Origin of the sequence: Bacteroides sp. OF03-11BH (assembly GCF_003604005.1) — a bacterium.
GTDB lineage: Bacteria > Bacteroidota > Bacteroidia > Bacteroidales > Bacteroidaceae > Bacteroides > Bacteroides ovatus.
The window spans coordinates 16639-36385 of sequence record NZ_QTMW01000022.1; the positions used below are offsets into that span (position 1 = coordinate 16639).

General features: G+C 40.4%; 17 protein-coding genes. 4 read left to right on the plus strand and 13 right to left on the minus strand.

Features of this window, described 5'->3' with window-relative positions; translation table 11 throughout:
- Positions 1-272: 272 nt before the first annotated feature.
- Positions 273-572: an RNA recognition motif domain-containing protein gene (locus DXA54_RS16375; protein ID WP_004296140.1), complete on the minus strand. Its 300-nt coding sequence runs from the start codon at positions 570-572 to the stop codon at positions 273-275.
- Between the two features lie 315 nt (positions 573-887).
- Between DXA54_RS16375 and ung the strand changes: the two genes are divergently transcribed.
- Together ung and DXA54_RS16385 are read left to right on the plus strand one after the other, a co-directional pair.
- Positions 888-1550, plus strand: coding sequence for a uracil-DNA glycosylase (gene ung, locus DXA54_RS16380; RefSeq protein WP_008649895.1), 663 nt, complete (start codon positions 888-890; stop codon positions 1548-1550).
- Between the two features lie 47 nt (positions 1551-1597).
- Positions 1598-2371: a LuxR C-terminal-related transcriptional regulator gene (locus DXA54_RS16385; protein ID WP_008649894.1), complete on the plus strand. Its 774-nt coding sequence runs from the start codon at positions 1598-1600 to the stop codon at positions 2369-2371.
- A gap of 37 nt (positions 2372-2408) precedes the next feature.
- Here the strand turns inward: DXA54_RS16385 and DXA54_RS16390 are convergent, their stop codons facing one another.
- Positions 2409-2993 carry a hypothetical protein gene (locus tag DXA54_RS16390; RefSeq protein WP_008649892.1) on the minus strand — a complete coding sequence of 195 codons (585 nt, stop codon included), beginning with the start codon at positions 2991-2993 and terminating at the stop codon, positions 2409-2411.
- A gap of 138 nt (positions 2994-3131) precedes the next feature.
- On the opposite strand from DXA54_RS16390, the gene DXA54_RS16395 reads away from it, so the two are divergent.
- Together DXA54_RS16395 and DXA54_RS16400 are read left to right on the plus strand one after the other, a co-directional pair.
- The gene (locus DXA54_RS16395) at positions 3132-5195 is read left to right on the plus strand and encodes a HelD family protein (protein WP_008649890.1); all 2064 of its coding nucleotides are present in this window, start codon (positions 3132-3134) and stop codon (positions 5193-5195) included.
- 87 nt (positions 5196-5282) lie between these two features.
- A complete protein-coding gene (locus DXA54_RS16400; RefSeq protein ID WP_008026284.1) occupies positions 5283-5579 on the plus strand; it encodes a DUF1905 domain-containing protein in 297 nt (98 codons plus the stop codon).
- Between the two features lie 91 nt (positions 5580-5670).
- Here the strand turns inward: DXA54_RS16400 and DXA54_RS16405 are convergent, their stop codons facing one another.
- The 11 genes from DXA54_RS16405 to DXA54_RS16455 all read right to left on the minus strand — a co-directional run bounded on the left by DXA54_RS16405 (position 5671) and on the right by DXA54_RS16455 (position 19730).
- On the minus strand, positions 5671-7227 hold the full coding sequence (locus tag DXA54_RS16405; RefSeq protein WP_032852791.1) for an ATP-binding protein: 1557 nt from the start codon (positions 7225-7227) through the stop codon (positions 5671-5673).
- 148 nt (positions 7228-7375) lie between these two features.
- On the minus strand, positions 7376-8296 hold the full coding sequence (locus DXA54_RS16410) for an N-acetylmuramoyl-L-alanine amidase (RefSeq protein ID WP_008649885.1): 921 nt from the start codon (positions 8294-8296) through the stop codon (positions 7376-7378).
- Between the two features lie 30 nt (positions 8297-8326).
- Positions 8327-8677 (minus strand): hypothetical protein, encoded by a 351-nt coding sequence (locus DXA54_RS16415; protein ID WP_008649883.1) that lies wholly within the window; start codon positions 8675-8677, stop codon positions 8327-8329.
- A 175-nt stretch (positions 8678-8852) separates the two neighbouring features.
- The gene (gene ltrA / locus DXA54_RS16420) at positions 8853-10259 is read right to left on the minus strand and encodes a group II intron reverse transcriptase/maturase (RefSeq protein WP_007217359.1); all 1407 of its coding nucleotides are present in this window, start codon (positions 10257-10259) and stop codon (positions 8853-8855) included.
- A gap of 426 nt (positions 10260-10685) precedes the next feature.
- Positions 10686-11204: an HU family DNA-binding protein gene (locus tag DXA54_RS16425; protein ID WP_004296149.1), complete on the minus strand. Its 519-nt coding sequence runs from the start codon at positions 11202-11204 to the stop codon at positions 10686-10688.
- Positions 11205-11743: 539 nt separating this feature from the next.
- A complete protein-coding gene (locus DXA54_RS16430; protein ID WP_004327178.1) occupies positions 11744-12403 on the minus strand; it encodes an MIP family channel protein in 660 nt (219 codons plus the stop codon).
- A gap of 75 nt (positions 12404-12478) precedes the next feature.
- Positions 12479-12883, minus strand: coding sequence for a hypothetical protein (locus tag DXA54_RS16435; protein ID WP_008649874.1), 405 nt, complete (start codon positions 12881-12883; stop codon positions 12479-12481).
- Between the two features lie 161 nt (positions 12884-13044).
- Positions 13045-14214, minus strand: coding sequence for an OmpA family protein (locus DXA54_RS16440; protein ID WP_120080062.1), 1170 nt, complete (start codon positions 14212-14214; stop codon positions 13045-13047).
- A gap of 41 nt (positions 14215-14255) precedes the next feature.
- Positions 14256-14537 (minus strand): HU family DNA-binding protein, encoded by a 282-nt coding sequence (locus tag DXA54_RS16445; RefSeq protein WP_287645906.1) that lies wholly within the window; start codon positions 14535-14537, stop codon positions 14256-14258.
- A 16-nt stretch (positions 14538-14553) separates the two neighbouring features.
- Positions 14554-17163 carry a hypothetical protein gene (locus DXA54_RS16450; RefSeq protein WP_120080064.1) on the minus strand — a complete coding sequence of 870 codons (2610 nt, stop codon included), beginning with the start codon at positions 17161-17163 and terminating at the stop codon, positions 14554-14556.
- 29 nt (positions 17164-17192) lie between these two features.
- Positions 17193-19730, minus strand: coding sequence for a hypothetical protein (locus DXA54_RS16455; protein WP_120080066.1), 2538 nt, complete (start codon positions 19728-19730; stop codon positions 17193-17195).
- Between the last annotated feature and the right edge of the window lie 17 nt (positions 19731-19747).

Here is a 19747-nt window from a genome sequence, read left to right on the forward strand (position 1 = left end):
TTGGGTGTAATTTATTAAACCTTTACTCCTGACTTTTTCAAGAGTATTGTGTATTACAAAAAAGTCTAATAAATCTATTTTCAGAATGGAAAGTGCAGGAGTAGATATTCCTGATATTGCACAGAAAAAGAGCCAGAATTAGCAGAACTTAAATGTAATATGATTTTTTGTCTTCCCCTGTGTCAATCAGAAGATTCCTCCGTTGAATCATGAAACGGAAATAACTTATTAAATAAAAGCAGAAGATAATATCTTCTGCTTTTATTCGGATATTAATATCTTCTAGAGTTATTATAACCACCACGGCCACCACCGTTAGACGGTCTTTCAGTACGAGGACGTGCCACGCTTACTGAAATAACTTTCTGGTCGTATTCAACTCCATTCAGTTCGTCAATTGCTTTTTGTCCTTCTGTATCATTCGGCATTTCTACGAAAGCAAATCCTCTGGATCTACCAGTTTCTCTGTCAAAAATTACTTTAGCTGAAGAAACTTCTCCAAACTCTGCAAATAAATTTGTTAAGTCAGCATCATTAGTGCCATAGCTTAAACCTGAAATGTAAATGTTCATTTAAAATTTTATTAAAATAAATACTAATTTGGAGTGAGGAGGATAATTAAAGACAAGGACTGCTTGCTAATAAAATATTATAAAGAAGAACTATACGATAATGATTCGTAACTCAAACTCTTGGTACAAAGGTAACACAATAAATCAGAATAATACATTTATACCCGTTCTTTTTCGGAAGAAAGACGATAATTATCATTTATTAGCACACAATTCATCCTAAATCGGCGAGATACACAATTTTGCCTCTCATTCTTGATATTCTCTTGTAATATATCTACTTTTGCCATTACATAAATTATCAAGTCCCACTTTATGGATGTCAGAATAGAACCAAGTTGGAAACAACAATTACAAGAAGAATTTGACAAACCATACTTCGAAAAGTTGGTTACATTCGTCAAAGATGAATATAAACGGGCACACGTCCTCCCTCTTGGACATCAGATTTTTCATATATTCAATTCCTGTCCCTTCGAAAAAGTAAAAGTAGTTATCCTTGGACAGGACCCTTATCCCAATCCCGGACAATATTATGGAGTCTGTTTTTCTGTACCTGATGGAGTAGCTATCCCTGGTTCACTAAGCAACATCTTCAAAGAAATACACCAAGATTTGGGAAAGCCAATTCCAACTTCCGGTAATTTGGATCGTTGGGTAGCTCAAGGTGTATTCCCGCTAAACTCTGTTCTTACTGTACGTGCGCACGAAACCGGTTCTCACCGAAATATGGGCTGGAAAATCTTCACAGACGCAGTTATCAGGAAACTAAGTGAAAAACGGGAGAATTTGATATTTATGCTTTGGGGAAGTTATGCGAAAGAGAAATTATCTTTGATAGATAGCAACAAACATCTGGTACTAACCACTGTTCATCCCTCTCCCCGCTCTGCCGAATATGGTTTCTTCGGTTGCAAGCACTTCAGCAAAGCCAATGCTTTCTTGCATAGTAAGGGAATAGAAGAAATTGATTGGTAAATAAATGATTTCTCAAAACAAACTATCAGTACCCAGAAACATTCGTCATGAATAAATCAAACGATATCACCCGAGAAGAAATGTGGGCCAAGCAATGCTTGTCTGCTACCGATATTGATTACGCTGTGTGGGAACGGGATAAATCCATACTTCACCAACTTTCAAAAATCTGTCACAACTGCACATTTGTTGTCGATGTCTACAAATGCAATTACACGTATGCATCCTCGAATTTCGTTGATTTACTGGGGTATGACAGTCACAAGATAGAAACTTTGGAAAAGCAGGGAGATTATTTAGAATCACGTATTCATCCGGACGACCGTGCGCAACTGGCAGCATTACAGGTCACGTTAAGCCAGTTCATTTACAGTCTGCCTCTCGAACAGCGAAACGACTATTCCAACATTTACAGTTTCCGTATACTCAATGCCAAGCAGCAATATATACGTGTCACTAGCCGACATCAAGTTTTGGAACAAGACCGTAACGGCAAAGCATGGCTCGTAATAGGCAATATGGATATTTCACCCGACCAAAAACATTCCGAAACAGTAGACTGCACTGTCCTAAATCTGAAGAACGGGGAATTCTTCTCTCCTTCCTCTTTGCTAATGCCTTCTTCGCTCAACCTCACTAATCGGGAAATAGAGATATTACGGCTTATTCAAAAAGGGTTGTTAAGTAAAGAGATTGCAGACAAGCTATGTATCAGTATTCACACTGTCAATATTCACCGGCAGAACCTGTTACGCAAATTAGGTGTGCAAAATTCCATCGAAGCCATTCGCTTGGGACAGGAAACCGGACTACTAAGTTAATTAACCCATACACCTTTTCCTGAAGCTACCAGTCTGTCTAAGGCATCCATTCCACCACACCCACCACCGGGTGCAATCTTCTCCATTCCTCAAATTCCGGATAACTACGTACACCATCCTGAATCACAGCTTGATAATACTCCACTCCCATAATTTTTTCCGTATCAGGCGTTTCGTATTTCAATTTCAGGATAGCCAGTCTCATTTCATCTGTCAATACCGCAGAAATGCGTTCGGCCACCCTTTCAAAATAGCCATCATAACGAGAGCCTTCTTGGATATGAATCATATCCATTTGCCAGAGTTCTCCTTCCATATCCTGATACCATGCATGCCACTCTATACACGCTTCTGCTGTATGTAATAAATTCGTATATTCAATCCTCTTTACGGACGTATTTTCCGCCAATTCAGCCATCGCCCGAAAGCTGGCAGACAAATCCAAAGGAGAAGTGTAAATGTGAAAATCAATATCCCGATGTTTCATCAATAATCCTGTACGCAACGAACCTACCAGATTCACTTTGGCACCAATCCCCTCCCATATCCGAACAATACGGGTATCCTCTATAATCTCCCAAGCTTTCTGCTGGTTACGTTTTGCCAATTCAAGAATATTCATCTTTTTCCTTATTAAGTAAGTATGCAAAAATAGGAAAAAGGATACATATATAGCTATAAATAACTATTTAATCCCTTAATGGGTTGAGCTAACTTTGTCCGCAAATTCAATTCTTCACCATACAACTAAAAAGAGATTATGATATTCAATCAAACAGAGAAACAGGAAAAAGAGTATTTACAGCAAGTCATAACCACTATCCATGATACGATTAACACTACCAGTACTTCCGTCAAAGAGCATATAGACACCCTGCAGGAGTACAAGGATTATCTATGGTCGAACAAAGATATCGATCCCCACGAAATCCGTTCCATGCGCGAAAGCATATTAAATCATTTTGTATTAGGTGAAAATGTAATTGACAAACGCAGGCGACTAAGCAAAATACTGGATATCCCCTATTTCGGACGAATCGACTTTCAGGAAAAGAAAGACAAAAGCCAAGTTAGTCCGATCTATATAGGAATACATACTTTCTATGACCTCAATCAAAAAAAGAATCTGATTTACGATTGGCGAGCTCCTATTTCAAGCATGTTCTACGATCATGAATTAGGCGAGGCGTTCTACTCCTCTCCGGCAGGCAAAATTAACGGAGCGATCTCACTCAAACGCCAATATCGTATTCGCAAAGGAAAAATGGAGTATATGATTGAAAGTTCCGTAACTGTTCATGACGATATTCTGCAAAAAGAACTATGTTCCAATGCCGACAATAAAATGAAAAATATCGTCACGACAATTCAGAGGGAACAGAATCAGATCATCCGCAATGAAAACGCTTCTGTACTTATTATACAAGGTGTTGCCGGTTCAGGAAAAACCTCTATCGCGCTCCATCGTATTGCCTACCTGCTTTATGCACAGAAAGGACAGATTTCTTCCAAAGACATATTAATCATCTCCCCCAATAAAGTATTTGCCGATTACATTTCTAATGTACTTCCGGAACTTGGCGAAGAGACCGTTCCCGAAACCAGCATGGAGCAAATTCTGTCGGACGTAATTGACAACAAATATAAACACCAGAATTTCTTCGACCAAGTGACGGAACTATTAGAAAACCCGACACCCGACTTTATCGAACGGATTCAATACAAAGCCTCCTTCGAGTTTATATCACTACTTGACAAATTCATCCTTTACATGGAAAACAACTATTTCAAAGCAACAGACGTAAAACTCACCAAATACATCACCATTCCTGCCGAATTTATTAACGAACAGTTCAAACGATTCCACCGCTATCCCATACGTCAACGATTTGAGACTATGACAGGTTACATTCTGGAAATGATGCAACTACAATATAATCTCACAGTTAGTACTCCGGAGAAAAACCAACTAAAGAAAGAGATAAAAAAGATGTTCGCGGGCAATAACGATCTCCAAATCTATAAAAACTTTTTTGAATGGATCGGAAGACCGGAGATGTTCAAAACACGAAAAAACCGCATACTGGAATATGCGGATTTAGCTCCTTTGGCTTATCTGCATATCGCTTTAAATGGGAACAATGCCCAATCTTACGTCAAACACCTTCTGATAGACGAAATGCAAGACTATTCTCCCATACAATACAAAGTGATTCAAAAACTTTATCCGTGTCGAAAAACAATTCTTGGAGACACTTCCCAATCCGTCAATCCTTATGGTTCTTCCACTGCCAATATGATTCAGAAAGCATTTGCAACAGGAGAAATAATGAAACTTTGCAAAAGCTATCGTTCTACTTTTGAGATCACCAGTTTTGCACAAAAAATTCAACCGAACAATGAATTAGAACCGATTATAAGACATGGGGAACACCCCAAGATTCTTCCATTCAAAAATACAGAAGAGGAAATCCAAGGTATTGCGGATTTAGTAAACTCCTTCAGGAACTCCCATTATACCTCATTAGGGATCATCTGCAAAACAGAATCCCAAGCAAAAGAACTTGTTCAAAAGTTCCAGATATATGCAAACGACATCTCACTTTTATCAAATCAAAGTTCTGCTTATGTGAAAGGGATTATCATCACTTCCGCCCATATGGCGAAAGGACTGGAATTTGACGAAGTAATCATTCCGCAAACAGATGATAAGAACTATCATTCCAATATTGATAAAAGTATGCTTTATGTGGCAGCCACAAGGGCTATGCACAAGCTAACTTTGACTTATTCTGTTTCTTCACCCGGTTGTCGATTCCTGTAATAGAATATAACATCGAAAATTAATTGAGAGAAAAAGAACAACCAATCTCCTATTATTACCTATTTTTGTACAATGAAAAATAAAGGAATGAAATACGAGTTTACCGCAAAAGTATGGAACTACTCATCGACTGTTGGAACGGGCGGTTGGCACATAGCCTGCCTGCCGAAAGAGATGTCCAAAGAAATAAGAGAGAATCTCGGATTCTTAGAGGAAGGCTGGGGACGGTTGAAGATGACGGCCAAAATCGGCAATACCCAATGGGAAACCGCAATCTGGTTTGACACCAAACTTGATACTTATTTACTTCCTCTCAAAGCGGAAATCAGAAAAAAGGAAAAGATCACAACTGATAAAGAAATAGAGATTATGATTTGGATTTAAAACAAACGATAAGAAGAACTACCCGCAAAACAAGAGCCGCTTGAACAATCTCAAACGGCTCCGTAACTCCTTTAACAACATGGTTATCGAGCTAATACAACCACCGGTCTATATTCCTTTTTTCTGCACTGAACTCCACTCCAACTTTAACCAACTCACGCCCGTCTACCTGATAAGGTATCAGATAGCCTTTTTCATCAATCTGCTGCAAAGCCTGTTCGGCAGTACCATTCAGTTTAAATTCAAATACATAAATATACTTCGGAGTTTTCACCACTGCATCCGCCCGTCCGCGGGCACTACGAACCTCTGCTCCGGTAAATTGCCCCATCAGTTTGAAAACTAAATAAAATACAACCTGATAATGTCGTTCGGTCTTTTCATTCAGTTCATAAGGGAAATCTGCGAAGAAAGCCTGCAAGCGGGTAAGAAAAGCATCAACATCACCACTCTCCAATTCACGTACAAATTTACCAAGATAAAAGCCCCGTTCATCATCTACCACTGATGTGTAATAAGGAACCAAAAAATCCATAAATCCATATCGTACTTCATCATTGGGAAATTTCAGCAGGTAGTTTCCAAAACGCTTGTCATACCCCTTTATAGTCAAATAGCCACTCTGATAAATCAACGGAATCGGATTATTAGCATCTACCCTATATTCCATAAACGAAGAAGCATTGGCTTCTACCCCATCAATCAACGTACGCAAATCATACTCACTCTTTTTAAGCAGTTCGACTAAAAAAGTAGGAGTACCGGTTTGGAACCAATAATTACTAAACTTATACCCGTCAAAAACGTTAAGCACACTGAATGGATTGAATACTCCTTCCGCAAACTCACAAAAATGATAACCGTCATATAAAGCCGTCATCTTATTTAATGTTTCTTCACAAGTCAGTTCATTTGTTTCTGCCAATCGATTCAGTTCAGGAGTAAAAGTATCCTCCAATTCTTGTCGTGTAATACCACAAATCGTGGCATACTGCGGCTTCATACTGATATCATTCAGTTGATTCAAATCACTGAACACACTGACTTGCGCAAACTTAGTCACACCGGTAAGGAAAACAAAACGAAGATAACGGTCAGAACTTTTCAGTACACCATAGAAGGCCTTCAATGTCTTACGATAGTCATCAAGCAAAGCGTCATCACCCAATGCCTGCAACAAAGGTTTATCATATTCATCCACCAAGACTACGACTCCACGACCAGACTGTTCACAGGCTCGGCGAATTACACCCGCAAAACGTCCGGAGAGAGTTTCCTCATCCTCCCCTTTGCCATATTTCAGTTCCCATTGCGTCAACTGCCTGCTAAGAATTTCGACTAAAGCCTGGGGAGAATCATATTTTTCCGCGTTTAAATCCAAATGAAATAGCGGATATGTCTTCCATTCCTTTTCCATATCAGCTATGGCCAACCCTTCAAATAATTCTTTCTTACCTTCGAAATAAGCTTCAAAAGTAGAAAGAAGAAGACTCTTGCCGAAACGGCGAGGGCGGCTCAAAAAATAAGGTTTACCTGTGTTAGCTATTCGCCACACAAAAGCAGTCTTATCTACATAGAGATAATTTTCTTCACGAATCTCTGCAAAAGTCTGTATTCCAATAGGAAGTTTACGTAATATCCCGTCCATGATTTTTTCTCTATTTTGATTATTCAAAGATACGCATTTCCATGGGAATACACATACAAACTCCACAAAAAAGTACACAGTTTCACAGACATCACTACCATGACTCCATTTTTCATCAAAACTAGCTCTGTACCAGACTAGCACCATCTCACTTCCTCTTCACTTTGCAAATCCAACACACAATAACCAGAACCAGCAAAATAATTCCGTACCAATACCAACCTCCGGTTGTCCTATTAGTAGTTTTCTCAACTCCCGTTTTAGAAATCTCCTTCTTAGCACTCATATCCGACAAGCTCACAGACTGTAAATCTACTTCTTGAAGCAGTTGTTTCTCATTAACATTTTTCCTATCCACCACAGTCTTCACCACCATCCCAGCCTTCAATCTAAGCGTATCCACAGGAAATACAAACAACACCTGCTCGATATGCTCCTCCACCACCTCCGAATCCTTTTCTGAAGCAACCTTATTTTTAACAAGACTTTTCCCGGAACTACTATTTAAACTTGAATCAACCCTAACTTCACTCTCCCTGTTTATCACCTCTTTCTTACTCCTACATCCCGACAGCAATACAGGCACAACCAAAGCCACCAACAACACAAACAGTAATTCCCTCCCACTCCTCAAAAACTCCTTCACATCAAAACAGGGACAAGCCTTCACATATTCATAAGGTTCAATCACTCCGTCACCATTCAAATCCGGTGAAGTATCCCGATGTCCCAACACTTGGAGAATATTATATTCCCGCTGCAAATCGATAATAATCTGATAAAGTACCCGTTTTTGAGCATTCGTCCGGGTATCTGCCGGACGCCCGTTCTCATCCAATCCGCCGATATAACATATCCCGACACTTCGCTCATTCCAACCCTTACAATGAGCACCGGCCAAAGCGACATCCCGCCCCTTTTCCAATTTCCCATCCAAACGGATCACATAGTGATACCCGATACCGTTGAACCCACGTTCCCGGTGCCAACGGTCAATATCTGTGGCAGTAAAATCCTGTCCGGCTTTCGTAGCCGAACAATGTACTATGATAGAATCTATATTTCTCATGATTATTCATTATTAGTTCAAACGCACCAGTTAATAATCCGAAGGTGGCATACGCTTCACACACCCTCTAATCTCACACTTCTTCACTTCCGACTCCTTCTGTATCAACTCCACTTCATGACATTTATGTATCCAGTCAATCTTCTCTTCCTGCTCCTTGCGAAGTTCAATATAAAGCCCGTCTATCTTCTCGTCACGTTGAGTCAGCCGTTCTTCCAGCCAGTCCACCTTTTTACGGCGATTTTCTTCTTCCATACTGTTCACGGACGCTTCCTCTTTCCGTGCATCCGTCTTACGACAAGTGAGATACCTCACTAACCATTTCACTGCTTCCAAACCACCCATAGCAGTAATAAAAGCAAGGATTGTAGTTATTTGCATATTTATATTTTTACGTAGTTATAAAGAAAGAATGAGGCCGAAGCCCCATTCCATACAAACCAGACAGTTCTCAACGGCTCAATCGAGTAGGAGGAAAACGAATTGGTATTCTTCCTACTTTTTCGTTTTCCGACCTCTCACACCACCGTACGTGCCGTTCGGCATACGGCGGTTCCTATTTTGGGCACCATTTGAGATAGCAGTCCATGAACTCCATATAGCCTGCCTTACGCAATTTATCATTGGACATTACAAAGGTTACTATTGGGCTGTTCGAGACACGCCAATAACCTAGACGAGTGTTTCCCCATTGATATGCCTGCCACTCAGAGACACCGCATTTCTTTAAGTTTGCTACTCGGGTTTTGGCATTCTTCCATGATTTCCAGATACACATGCGAATACGTCGTCTTAGCCATTCGTCGGTTTCAATACAAAGCCTTTTCATTTGTGCAAGGCAGAAGTAGGCAATCCATCCTCTTATGTAATCTTTGAGTTTCTGTTTCCTTTTCTCATATCCCCATCCATTACTCCGACTTGTCAATTCTTTGAGTTTTGATTTCATCTTGTTTTTGGATTTTGAGTGTACAAGTAGAATACAGTCCCCTTTCTTCACATAAAAGGAGTACCCTAAGAACTTTACTCCTTTCACATAAGATACGACCGTCTTTTCATGGTTCACTTTAAGGAAGAGTTTCCCTTCTATGAACAGAGTTATCGATTCCCTTACACGTTTGGCGGCACGTTTGGATTTGCAAAATATCATCGCATCGTCTGCGTAACGGACAAAGGGGTGTCCACGTCTTTCCAGTTCCTTGTCCAATTCATTGAGCATGATATTACTTAACAGAGGACTTAGAGGACCTCCTTGGGGAGTTCCTTCTGTACTCCTCTCGAACATTCCTCGGTTTATTACACCGCTACGAAGATATTTGTGTATCAGACTTATTACCCTTCCATCCTTTATGGTACGGCTGAGTATTTCTATCAGCTTGCTATGACTTACCGTATCGAAAAAGCGTTCAAGGTCGAGGTCGACTACATATATATAACCTTCACTCACTATCTTTTGCGCCTTACGGAGAGCATCATGGCAACCCCTTTTGGGACGGAACCCGTAACTTGTCTTGGAAAACTGACGCTCGTATATCGGCGTCAACACTTGGTTTATGGCTTGTTGCACCAATCGGTCTACCACTGTGGGGATTCCTAAGAGGCGCTTTTTGCCATTGTCCTTTGGTATTTCTACCCTGCGTACAGGGTTGGGACGATAAGTCCCGGACTGCAAAGAGATTATCAGTTCATCCTTATTGGCCTTTAGCCATGGCAATAATTGTTCGCATGACATCTTGTCGATACCGCCACTTCCATTGTTCCTGACTACCGCCTTATAGGCTTTGTTCAGGTTCGATGGACTAAGGATGATTTCCAATAGGTGTTCTTTGTCAAATGGTACTTCCACGATGTTGTCTTCGGTCATCCACATGAAAGTCTGCACTCCCTCATACCATTCGGATTCCGTCCTAGCTCTTTGAGGGAAGTCATGAGCTTGGGCTGATGTTTTCTGCATTCTTTCTTTCATTTGGTAACTTTCAATTACTATCGTTTAATTATTAGGTTCGGTCCTTCATGGGAATATCGACAATCCCACTACTATGACCTCTGCTGACTTCTCACGGCAAGCGTTACTCCATACATTTCGTAAAGACAACTATTCTGTATGTCCGTGAGACCTCCTCGGATAAGGGTATTAACTTTCTATCTTATGTCTGCTCCATTTACACCAACCGTTTCCGAATAGCTATAGGGCTTTGGTTTGTTCAGCAACCTTACCCACGGTCATATGCCTTATATGAAGTTTCTGTTCGTCAGACCAGATATTTGCCGCCAGCTTCTTTCAGATTCCAACTCGCGAGGGACACCATTGCTATTGGCTGTATGATTCCCGCTATTAGGGCTCATTGGGGACTTGCATCCGGTAGCTAATAACCATGCCGAGCATACTGAATCAAGCAGCCGGATCCGGTGCTTCACCATTACCACCCGAACCACCATCCGGATCCGGAGTTTCACCCCCATCATCCGAACCGTCACCAACACTACCCAAATCATTAATATGATCCAAATCCTTGAACTTCAATCCATCCGAACGGGTAGTCGTCCCGGTAAACAGACGAATGTCCGAGTTAGCACGAAAACAGATACGAAGCCCTGAAATATTAGCGATCGTAAAATCTTCCGCCTTCTCCGTCCCTTTGCTTTGGGCAGAAAGGTAAAAATATCCCAGACCGGCGATATTCACCGAACGGCCACCCAGCAATGTCTTTCTCAATAACGTACGGAAATCTTTCAATACACTAATCGTTTCACCCTCGCTGACACCGGAAGCAGACGCAATCTCCTTTGCAAACTCATCCAACGTTGCACTCGTATCATACTGATAAGAAATCACCGGATACACTTTCTTTCCTGCTTCTTTATTTGTAGGGTCACACAGGCGAGACACCCTTCTAAATCTAATAGCCATACTACTTTTCTTTTTTAATAAATACTGTTTTAATTATCACTTCGCTAACGTTAACGATGCAAAGATGCAGCATCTTCCACGGAGATGAAACGACACCAAATAACCTCATCAGAAAAGTACTAAAAAGCATTTCAGACATATACAACTGACATAGAGGAACTAAATAAACGACAAGAAAACAACGAAAAGCAAAGAAAAAGCGACAAAACCGATAGCCGGGGAGAATAATAAATAAACAAATATATTCAAACGAATAAATATCATACAAAAAGAGTGCACCTTCTCCCCCACCGGGAAAAAGGTGCACCACACAAACAAAACAAACAATAGTCTACCTTCACAGGCAGAGGAGAACCCATGATTCCATTTTTCCTATGCTACTATTATAAAAAGAAAAAATAGCAGGGGCACGGATTCTCTTGGGGAAATGAGGCGCTTCACAGCGACATAAAGGATATAGGCCATTAAACTCATTTATTATACTATATGGGGAAAACCTACATCTTTTTCTATTCTCACAAAAACATGAAATGAAACAATTAATTTCCTTTTATTGTTTTCCAGACAGGCACTGCTACCACCGCACCGACAATCGGAGCCACAATAAACAACCAAAGCTGGCTAATAGCCTCCACTCCGGCAAACAATGCCGGACCAATGCTACGGGCAGGATTAACTGATGTCCCCGTAACGGGAATACATACAATATGCACCAGTACCAAAGTCAATCCGATAGCCAGTCCGGCAAAATGAGGACTGCTATTATCCCGGTCGGTAGTGCCCAATACAGTCAGCACGAAGATGAACGTAAACACCGCCTCGGCCACAAATGCAGCCAGCAGATACGGTTCTTCAAAACCGTTGGCTCCCGTACCTTCTATCCCCATTGTACCGGTAATCAACCACAGCAATGCAGAGCCAAGTATTCCGCCCGTCACTTGCGCTACGATATACACACCGGCTTCCATTACCGACAGTCCGCCATTCAGCCAAACGCCGATGGTGATGGCCGGATTGATATGACAGCCCGAAACAGGACCGATTGTGTACGCCATTGCCACCACCGACAAACCGAACGCGAAAGCAATCGTCAACACCGCGGCTACCGATGTCGCGCCGCCATTCAATACAGCAGCGCCGCATCCCATTAAGACAAGCACCATAGTGCCCACCATTTCAGCTATAAATTTCGTTTTCATAATCTACTTTTTTCTATTCAATTACAAGATATTCAACTATAAGATTTTCAATTCTCTCCAATCATTCAGTTCTCTCTAATCATCCTCCCATTCCGAAGGCGGCAACGACTTCTTCCCATACCATTTCATCCAGGCACGAGATTTCCGCTTTCTCAAATAAAGCGCATCGCTACAATGCTCCAACGCTTCCCAGTCAAATGAAGAATGGTGTCCGAACCACCTCTCCAGCCAGTAAAGCAGATGATAACTCATGAACGCAAGCAACATCCACCACCACGAAAGCCAGACGGATAGCACCAATGCAGGCAATAATGCCAAGAAGAAACATTCCGTATACTGTCGCGCATGAATCTGAAGTTCCATCTCCTCCCACCCTTCCAAATATTTAAACCGGGTGAAACAACAACCGAAAATCATAAAATAATGCCTTTTCTTCCTGTTCAGGAAAGTTTTCGCCAACAGACTATTATATATTATCATATCCTTCTCTTCATTTAAAAAAAAGCAACATTGCAAAGAACCATCCAACTACCGGTCGACAAGCCCACCTTGTAACGACAAAGCACTTTCAGTCCCGACGTAGAAGAAAACGAGACAGCCCCGCAATGTTGCCTGAAATACCTTGAAATGAAATAAAACTATTATTCGACGATTACGGCACGGTTCAATTCAGGTTCACTAAAACGGTTGTTCGTATCGCCCTCCGCTTTCTTCACGAGACGTTCAGGGGAAATTTTATACTTTTCGACTAATAAATTGTACACATATTCCATACGTTGTTCACTCAAACGCTGGTTCAGTTCCTTGCTGCCCGTAGCGCTGTCTGCCGAACCAATCAGCGTGAAAGTCTTGTTCTTATCCGCCTTGATGGCGTTGTTCACATAAAACTCAAGATTGGTAAGTTCCTTCTTGTCCAGGGTAGCTTTGCCGATATTGAAGAACAGGGCTACCGGCGAAGCAGTCACTTTCGATTCATTCACCACTTCCGGTTTCCGACTTCTGGCAGCTTCCAGTTCGGCGGCAAGGCGCTGTGCTTCGGTGCTCAAATCATGATTTTTGGCGCGAAGCGCGTTGATACGTTCATTATAAGATGAATAATCTGCAGGAGCCACTTTCTCGACACGATTGAAACGGGTCTTGCCCAACTTCACGCTTAGACCCAGTGTCACCGAACTCATACCTTCACCTTTGCTGCCACTTACAGTTCCGTCAAAACACTCTTTCACTAGCATTTGCCGTCCTTCCAGAGTCAGGTCCAGACGCTTGCCCAGGCGGAACGTATTCAAGATACCGATGTTGGCGGCAATTTCATTGTCATGCGTACTGTTTCCCCACGAACGTGCCCAACCGAAACCTACAAACGGAATCACATTCCACACACGTTTCTCATTGAATCCGAGGAAACCGTTCGACCAGTTCCACATAAAGTCCGCATGGAGATTGGATACATTAAACTCTTCCTTGTAATAACCGCGATGCGCCCCTTTGGCATACATTCCGCTTGCGTCCGTCAGCCCCTTGGCTTTCAGACCCAAATATTGCAGACGGACTCCGTAAGAAGGAGTAATCCACTTGCCCAACGACACATCCAGTGCAGGAGCGATACGGTTGCCCACCGATGTCTTGTTATCAAATTCGCCTTCATAGATATTGATTCCACCGCCTACACCGATATACCAGTTACTCCAGAAACTATTCGTTTCATACGGGCCACGGAGAATATTTCCGTCCGTGTCACGATTTTCCTTTTGCTGTGCCATGGCACAGACTGATGATAATACCAATGCAACTGTAATAATTTTCTTTTTCATGTTTCAATTTTTATGTTCAACATTTAGTTTAACCTGTTTCTTTACTCTAATCTCATTTTACTTCCGGGGCGGAATTTCACTTGTCGTTTGGCCGGAATCAGCATTGAGCCGCCTGTGGCAGAATTATGCCCGTTGCGTGCTTTCCGTTCCTGAACGACAAAACTGCCGAAACCGACTAAAGTGACACTCTCTCCTTTATGCATTGTTTCCGCAATGGTTTCCATGATTGCATCTACTGCATTCGTAGCTTCGTTAAAGCTCAACTGACCTTTAAGGGCTACTTCTTTGATTAGTTCTGATTTGTTCATATTTTCATAATTTATAATTTACACGACAACGTCATTCACGCACACACCGCACTGATTGGGCTGCATCCCAAGAACCCGTATATGCAGAAAGTTCAATTTCTGACGATGTAAACATAAGACATTCAGCCCACGCCATTGAACCATCGTTACTGGGAGTAGCCCATTTTTGTGGACGGGAAGTCCAATAATACCCATCAGTAAGAAAATAAAAGGTGTTTTTTGCGACTTTTGCACTTGTAGCAGGATAATAAGCCTTTTTACGACGTTCAGCATCATAATAAAAACAATATCCCATATTATTTTCATAAGACATGGAAGAATCGTAATACAAATTATCTAATTCAGAACCTACACCGGATTTATAAAAAGAAGCGGCAAAGTCTGTTTGCGGAACCATATACCCCAGCGGGCAGGGATCATAAATTGTTTTTACAGCCTCAACTTTATAATCCTGGACAGGGACTCCCCACAAGTTATAAAGTTCTTCTGAATAAGGTATCCATGTATCATTGTAACGATCCTCCATACTACCGTGTAGTATACATTCTATAAACTTCTCCGGATTCTGAATAGCATACTGAAGCCCTGAAACATTCGGATTCATCACCACATTTTCCAACTCTATTTGTTTATCACGTACATTATAAACCAGAGCATCCTTTCCCTCTGTTAATGACACTTTGCCAATCATAGGATCTTTACGTCCCCATTGATAATGTAAGCCAACCGATTTAATCGAATTAGTTTGGACAGATGTAGCTCCCAAATTACGATCGAGTACATAATACTGCTTTCCACTATAAGTCCGGTCATTCGTAGGTATCACATATTTTTGTTCTTCCGGTTGTTCTGTACACCAAATATGCCAACTCCAAAGACATTTCGCATTTTCTGCATTAGGATCGTTATCATCATATACAGCAATCAAGGCATTGCCACTTCCTGTTCCTTTTACAAATTCAACTCGGTTTGTTGTCGAATTAAATGCAACCTGCGTTATCAACCCTTCCATATCCTGCCAAATTAGTTTTGCAGATTTAGGATGAATCTCCGCACCACCTGCCTGTGTCAACAGATTATCATCGGCATCCCTAAAAGTTCCCACATCAATAATACCTCTCGCACCGACTCCCATAACAGTAGCGTCAAACGAGTATTTTCCTGCATAGGGAGATACAATATAACAATTGGAAGTCCCTTCCTCGTCCAATACATTCGAAGTCCCTATCTCTGATATTGGAATATATCTAGTCATATTTCCCATTTTCACTTCTAAATAGCCACCATCAAATCCCTTCCCTGTTGTACAATAAAACTTCCACGAATAAATATCTCCACTAAGCCAATCAATACGTTGCGAACGATTGTCGTTATATGCATAATTATTATCTACTTTAATTACATTCTCTATTTTCTCATCATAACGCCATAACTGCAAATTAGATGTAGGCATAGTCGTTTCTTTGTCTGGTTGAACAGCCCTTATACTACGAAAGATCAATTTATCCAAAAGTGCCTCATCTGAATCATTGTTATATAAATCGACATTTACCAATGAGACCGGATCTGAAATTTCAGATAAAAGTTCAACTGCTCCCCTACTAAAATTCATTTGATACTGCCCGTTATATTCATATACTCCTGTCCATGAATTATCTACAGAAACTGTATATTCCAAATTACTACCCGGCATATTTACCGCATCCTCTACATAAGAATAACCATCAGAACGCACGCTAGAAATATTGAAAGTATATCGGCATCCATGTTTGACATCTATGTACTTACCAGCAACTTTATCATAAAAATCGAGCCGATAATATTCTTCTTTATTGGTAACATTATCTTCTACAATAATTATCACTCCCATCCGTTGAGGACTAAAAACAGTTTCCTGAAGTGTTTTACCTCCTGACATGGCAGTATGATCAGAGCATCTGTATTCTGATATTAACGTTTCTGCCGAACTTATACCTAACGAAGATAAAGTATAAGCATAAGACAGTTCCCCAACTTCCGTATATATATCATCACCATTAAACAAAGATATATAACGAGGTTCATTATAGCAGACAATCTTGTTTATTGTCTTATTTATACCAGAAGACAAATTTACTCTAACGGCAGCCATTCGACGATCCATAACACAAAGATTGGATGCATTCTCCTTCCATACCAATGAGCCACTAAAGCACATATAAAAATTACCGGAGTCAGACAAGCCCTGAATAGGACTGACTTTAGCTTTCTGCAAATCTTCTTCCGAAATAGAAGAATTACCGACACTAGCATTTAGTAATACGTAAACACGATCATTCGTTTGCGGAGTAAAATCATCTGTAAATTTCAATAATGGGGAAGCTGTTGAATTTCCCAATATTGCCCTGGAATTTCCATCTTGATAATATACAGGAGTACTCTTTAAATTATCACCCCTATATACAAATAAAGTGTAAAATGAGATTTCATTCTGCCATTCAGAAGCTATCCCACGCACCTGGACATCCTGCATGCCCACAATAGACAGTTGTATTACATTTTTTTGATTATCTCCTTCCGCAACAGCAGAACAATCATCTTCGCAACTTCCTAATACCAAACTGCCTAATAAGAACAAAACTATATATATACATTTTTCCATATCTTATACGTATTTATCATTCCCAATAATCAATCTTCCCGCACACAACGTATTGGTAATCCACGTGCTGTTCCCATGTCATTATCGTAAAAATCAATCCACTTTCCATTATACCACCCAAAAGTCATACTTGTTGTTGTCATTGGAGAAGCAGTCCAATATTGTAGCCCATTATCATATACAAAACTATAATCGAAATCAATTACACCCGTCATTGGGAAAAACAATTCTCTACCAGGCTGTATTACTGAAAAATAAACTCCCGTATCTTCCATACGGCAATTTTCAGTTAAATAATAGTCCTTTCTCAAATTATAAAAAACAATATTAATAGGCACCCTATATCCATAGGGGCAGGGATCGTATATAGATTTACCTGCTGTTATATCTCTACCTTCCCATCTATACGGACTGAAAAATGACCAGGCAGTTCTTATATCAGTCCCTTTACTAAAGAAAGACATGGGATTTAGAATACCTTCACTTAATGAAACTCGTTTTAATTCATGCAAAGCAGAAACCTTCATCCCCAAAACGTCAAAGAGAGGTTTACCTGGCTTCTCAAACGGGTCTTTACGTCCCCATTGGTAATACAGACCATAAGAATTATCACCTACAGCATCCGAAACAGCCCCTATATTCCGATCCATAAACGTGTAAATCGTACCTCCGGTCTCTGAATGAATATATCTATCTGAAGGACGAGGAGCACACCAAATATGCCAACTCCAAAGCACCTTTGCATCATTTGCATTAGGATCTACATTATCATACACGGCAATTACAGCATTTCCAAATCCCTGACTACCCGAAGTTATGAATTCAACCCTATCATTATTGAAGGCAACTTGTGTAATTAATCCTTCTGCATCTTGCCAAAGCAACTTTGCCGATTTAGGAGCGATTCCTGCTCCTTCCGCTTTAACCATTTGTGTTCCATCAGCTTTTTCAAAAGAATAATCGGGATTCTCATGAGAAGGATCATGAATAATTCCTTCTGCCCCATTTCCCATAATAGCCCCATTGAACGAATAAGTTCCTACTTTTTCTGCAATATAACAGTTGGCATAACTTTCATTGATATCTAATGCTACGGTAGGAGCAGGCTCCACAATAGGTAAATAGCGTACAGAATTTCCACATGAGACCTTGAAAAAGCCACCTTCGAAACCTGATTTATCCTTCGTTGTAATAGCTAGTTTTATTCCAAGTTCGTCAGCTGACACAGCACTACTACTTATAGAAATATGATTATCATTATTTGTTCTTTGCAGGCTTCCATTAGTATAATCCCATAATACCACCCCTTCTTTATCTTGTGTTATTTCAGTCTGTTTGTCAGCCTTTACAATAGAAATACTTATAGTTTTGTCAGGCCTGCCTGAAGTTGAAACTGTAAAAACAGAAGTCGGATCAGTTATATTCGGCAATAAGGCTACTTCCCCCTTACTTACCGTAAAGCCTTCACCCGGGACATCGCCATTAATATTTATCTCTTCTCTCCAGTCCAACAAATCCATATCAATTTCTACATCATCCACACTTAGCACCCTTACGTCCACTGTATAAATATGATTCCTCAATATTCGATAACTATCATTTGTTTTAATGGGAATAACGCGTTTAATTGTGCGATTTTCTCCTGTTTCATTATTCCACAAAGGAATCCTGACTTTCAAAGCTGTAACATTCATATTTTCATCATAGTCTGATTCATTCTCTAACCAGTTCTCATAAATATAGCGGTCATAAGACGTCTCCGTTACCTTATCAACATTTACCCCGTCATCTATCGGTAACTCAACGGATGATAATAAATGAGAATTTTCCCAAGAAATCCACCAACCAAGATAATTTAAGGTACAATCTATATATCTGTGATATACGTCATTCCACCAATCATTTGCAGCAGGATTACGATGAGTCTCAAAAGGTGCAAATGGACGAATACACGATGGCATATGAAGTATTTGAGTCTCTACCCGATTTATATTAATATTCCATGACCCTAGAACGGAACGTTTTGTAGTACGAACCACGGTTCGTAACTTAGCGACTCCACGAAGTAAATGTACATCAACCTCAAAAAAACGACCACCGCCCCACCCATCTCTTATTGTCCCTATCCCGGACATATATAACGGAGTTGTCAATTCCTCCTCTGAAGTAACATCAATCGGATATTCTTGATTTGCCCACACATAAATATTATCTCCATCTCTAAATGTACCAACAGGCACTTCAATACTTGCCCTATATATACTATCCTTATAAGCATAGGAATCAAAATGTATTGTTCCATTCTGCGTAGAATAGAAATTTCTATAATGGTCACTATCATAATTTCCTATTTTTACAAACAAGTCTTTTATCTCATTTTCTTTTTCTAAAGCAGTGCTGCGTGTATTAGAACCTACAACTTTAGAAGAAGGCACTATGACTTTAAAAGTAAGCCTCTCCATTCCTTCCGGTATGCATGAGGTGTCTCCATTCTCATACACAGAAGTACATGAGAATATTAAACAGCTTACAAAGCATAATATTAGATATACAATGTACTTTTTCATACTATATATTTATTCTG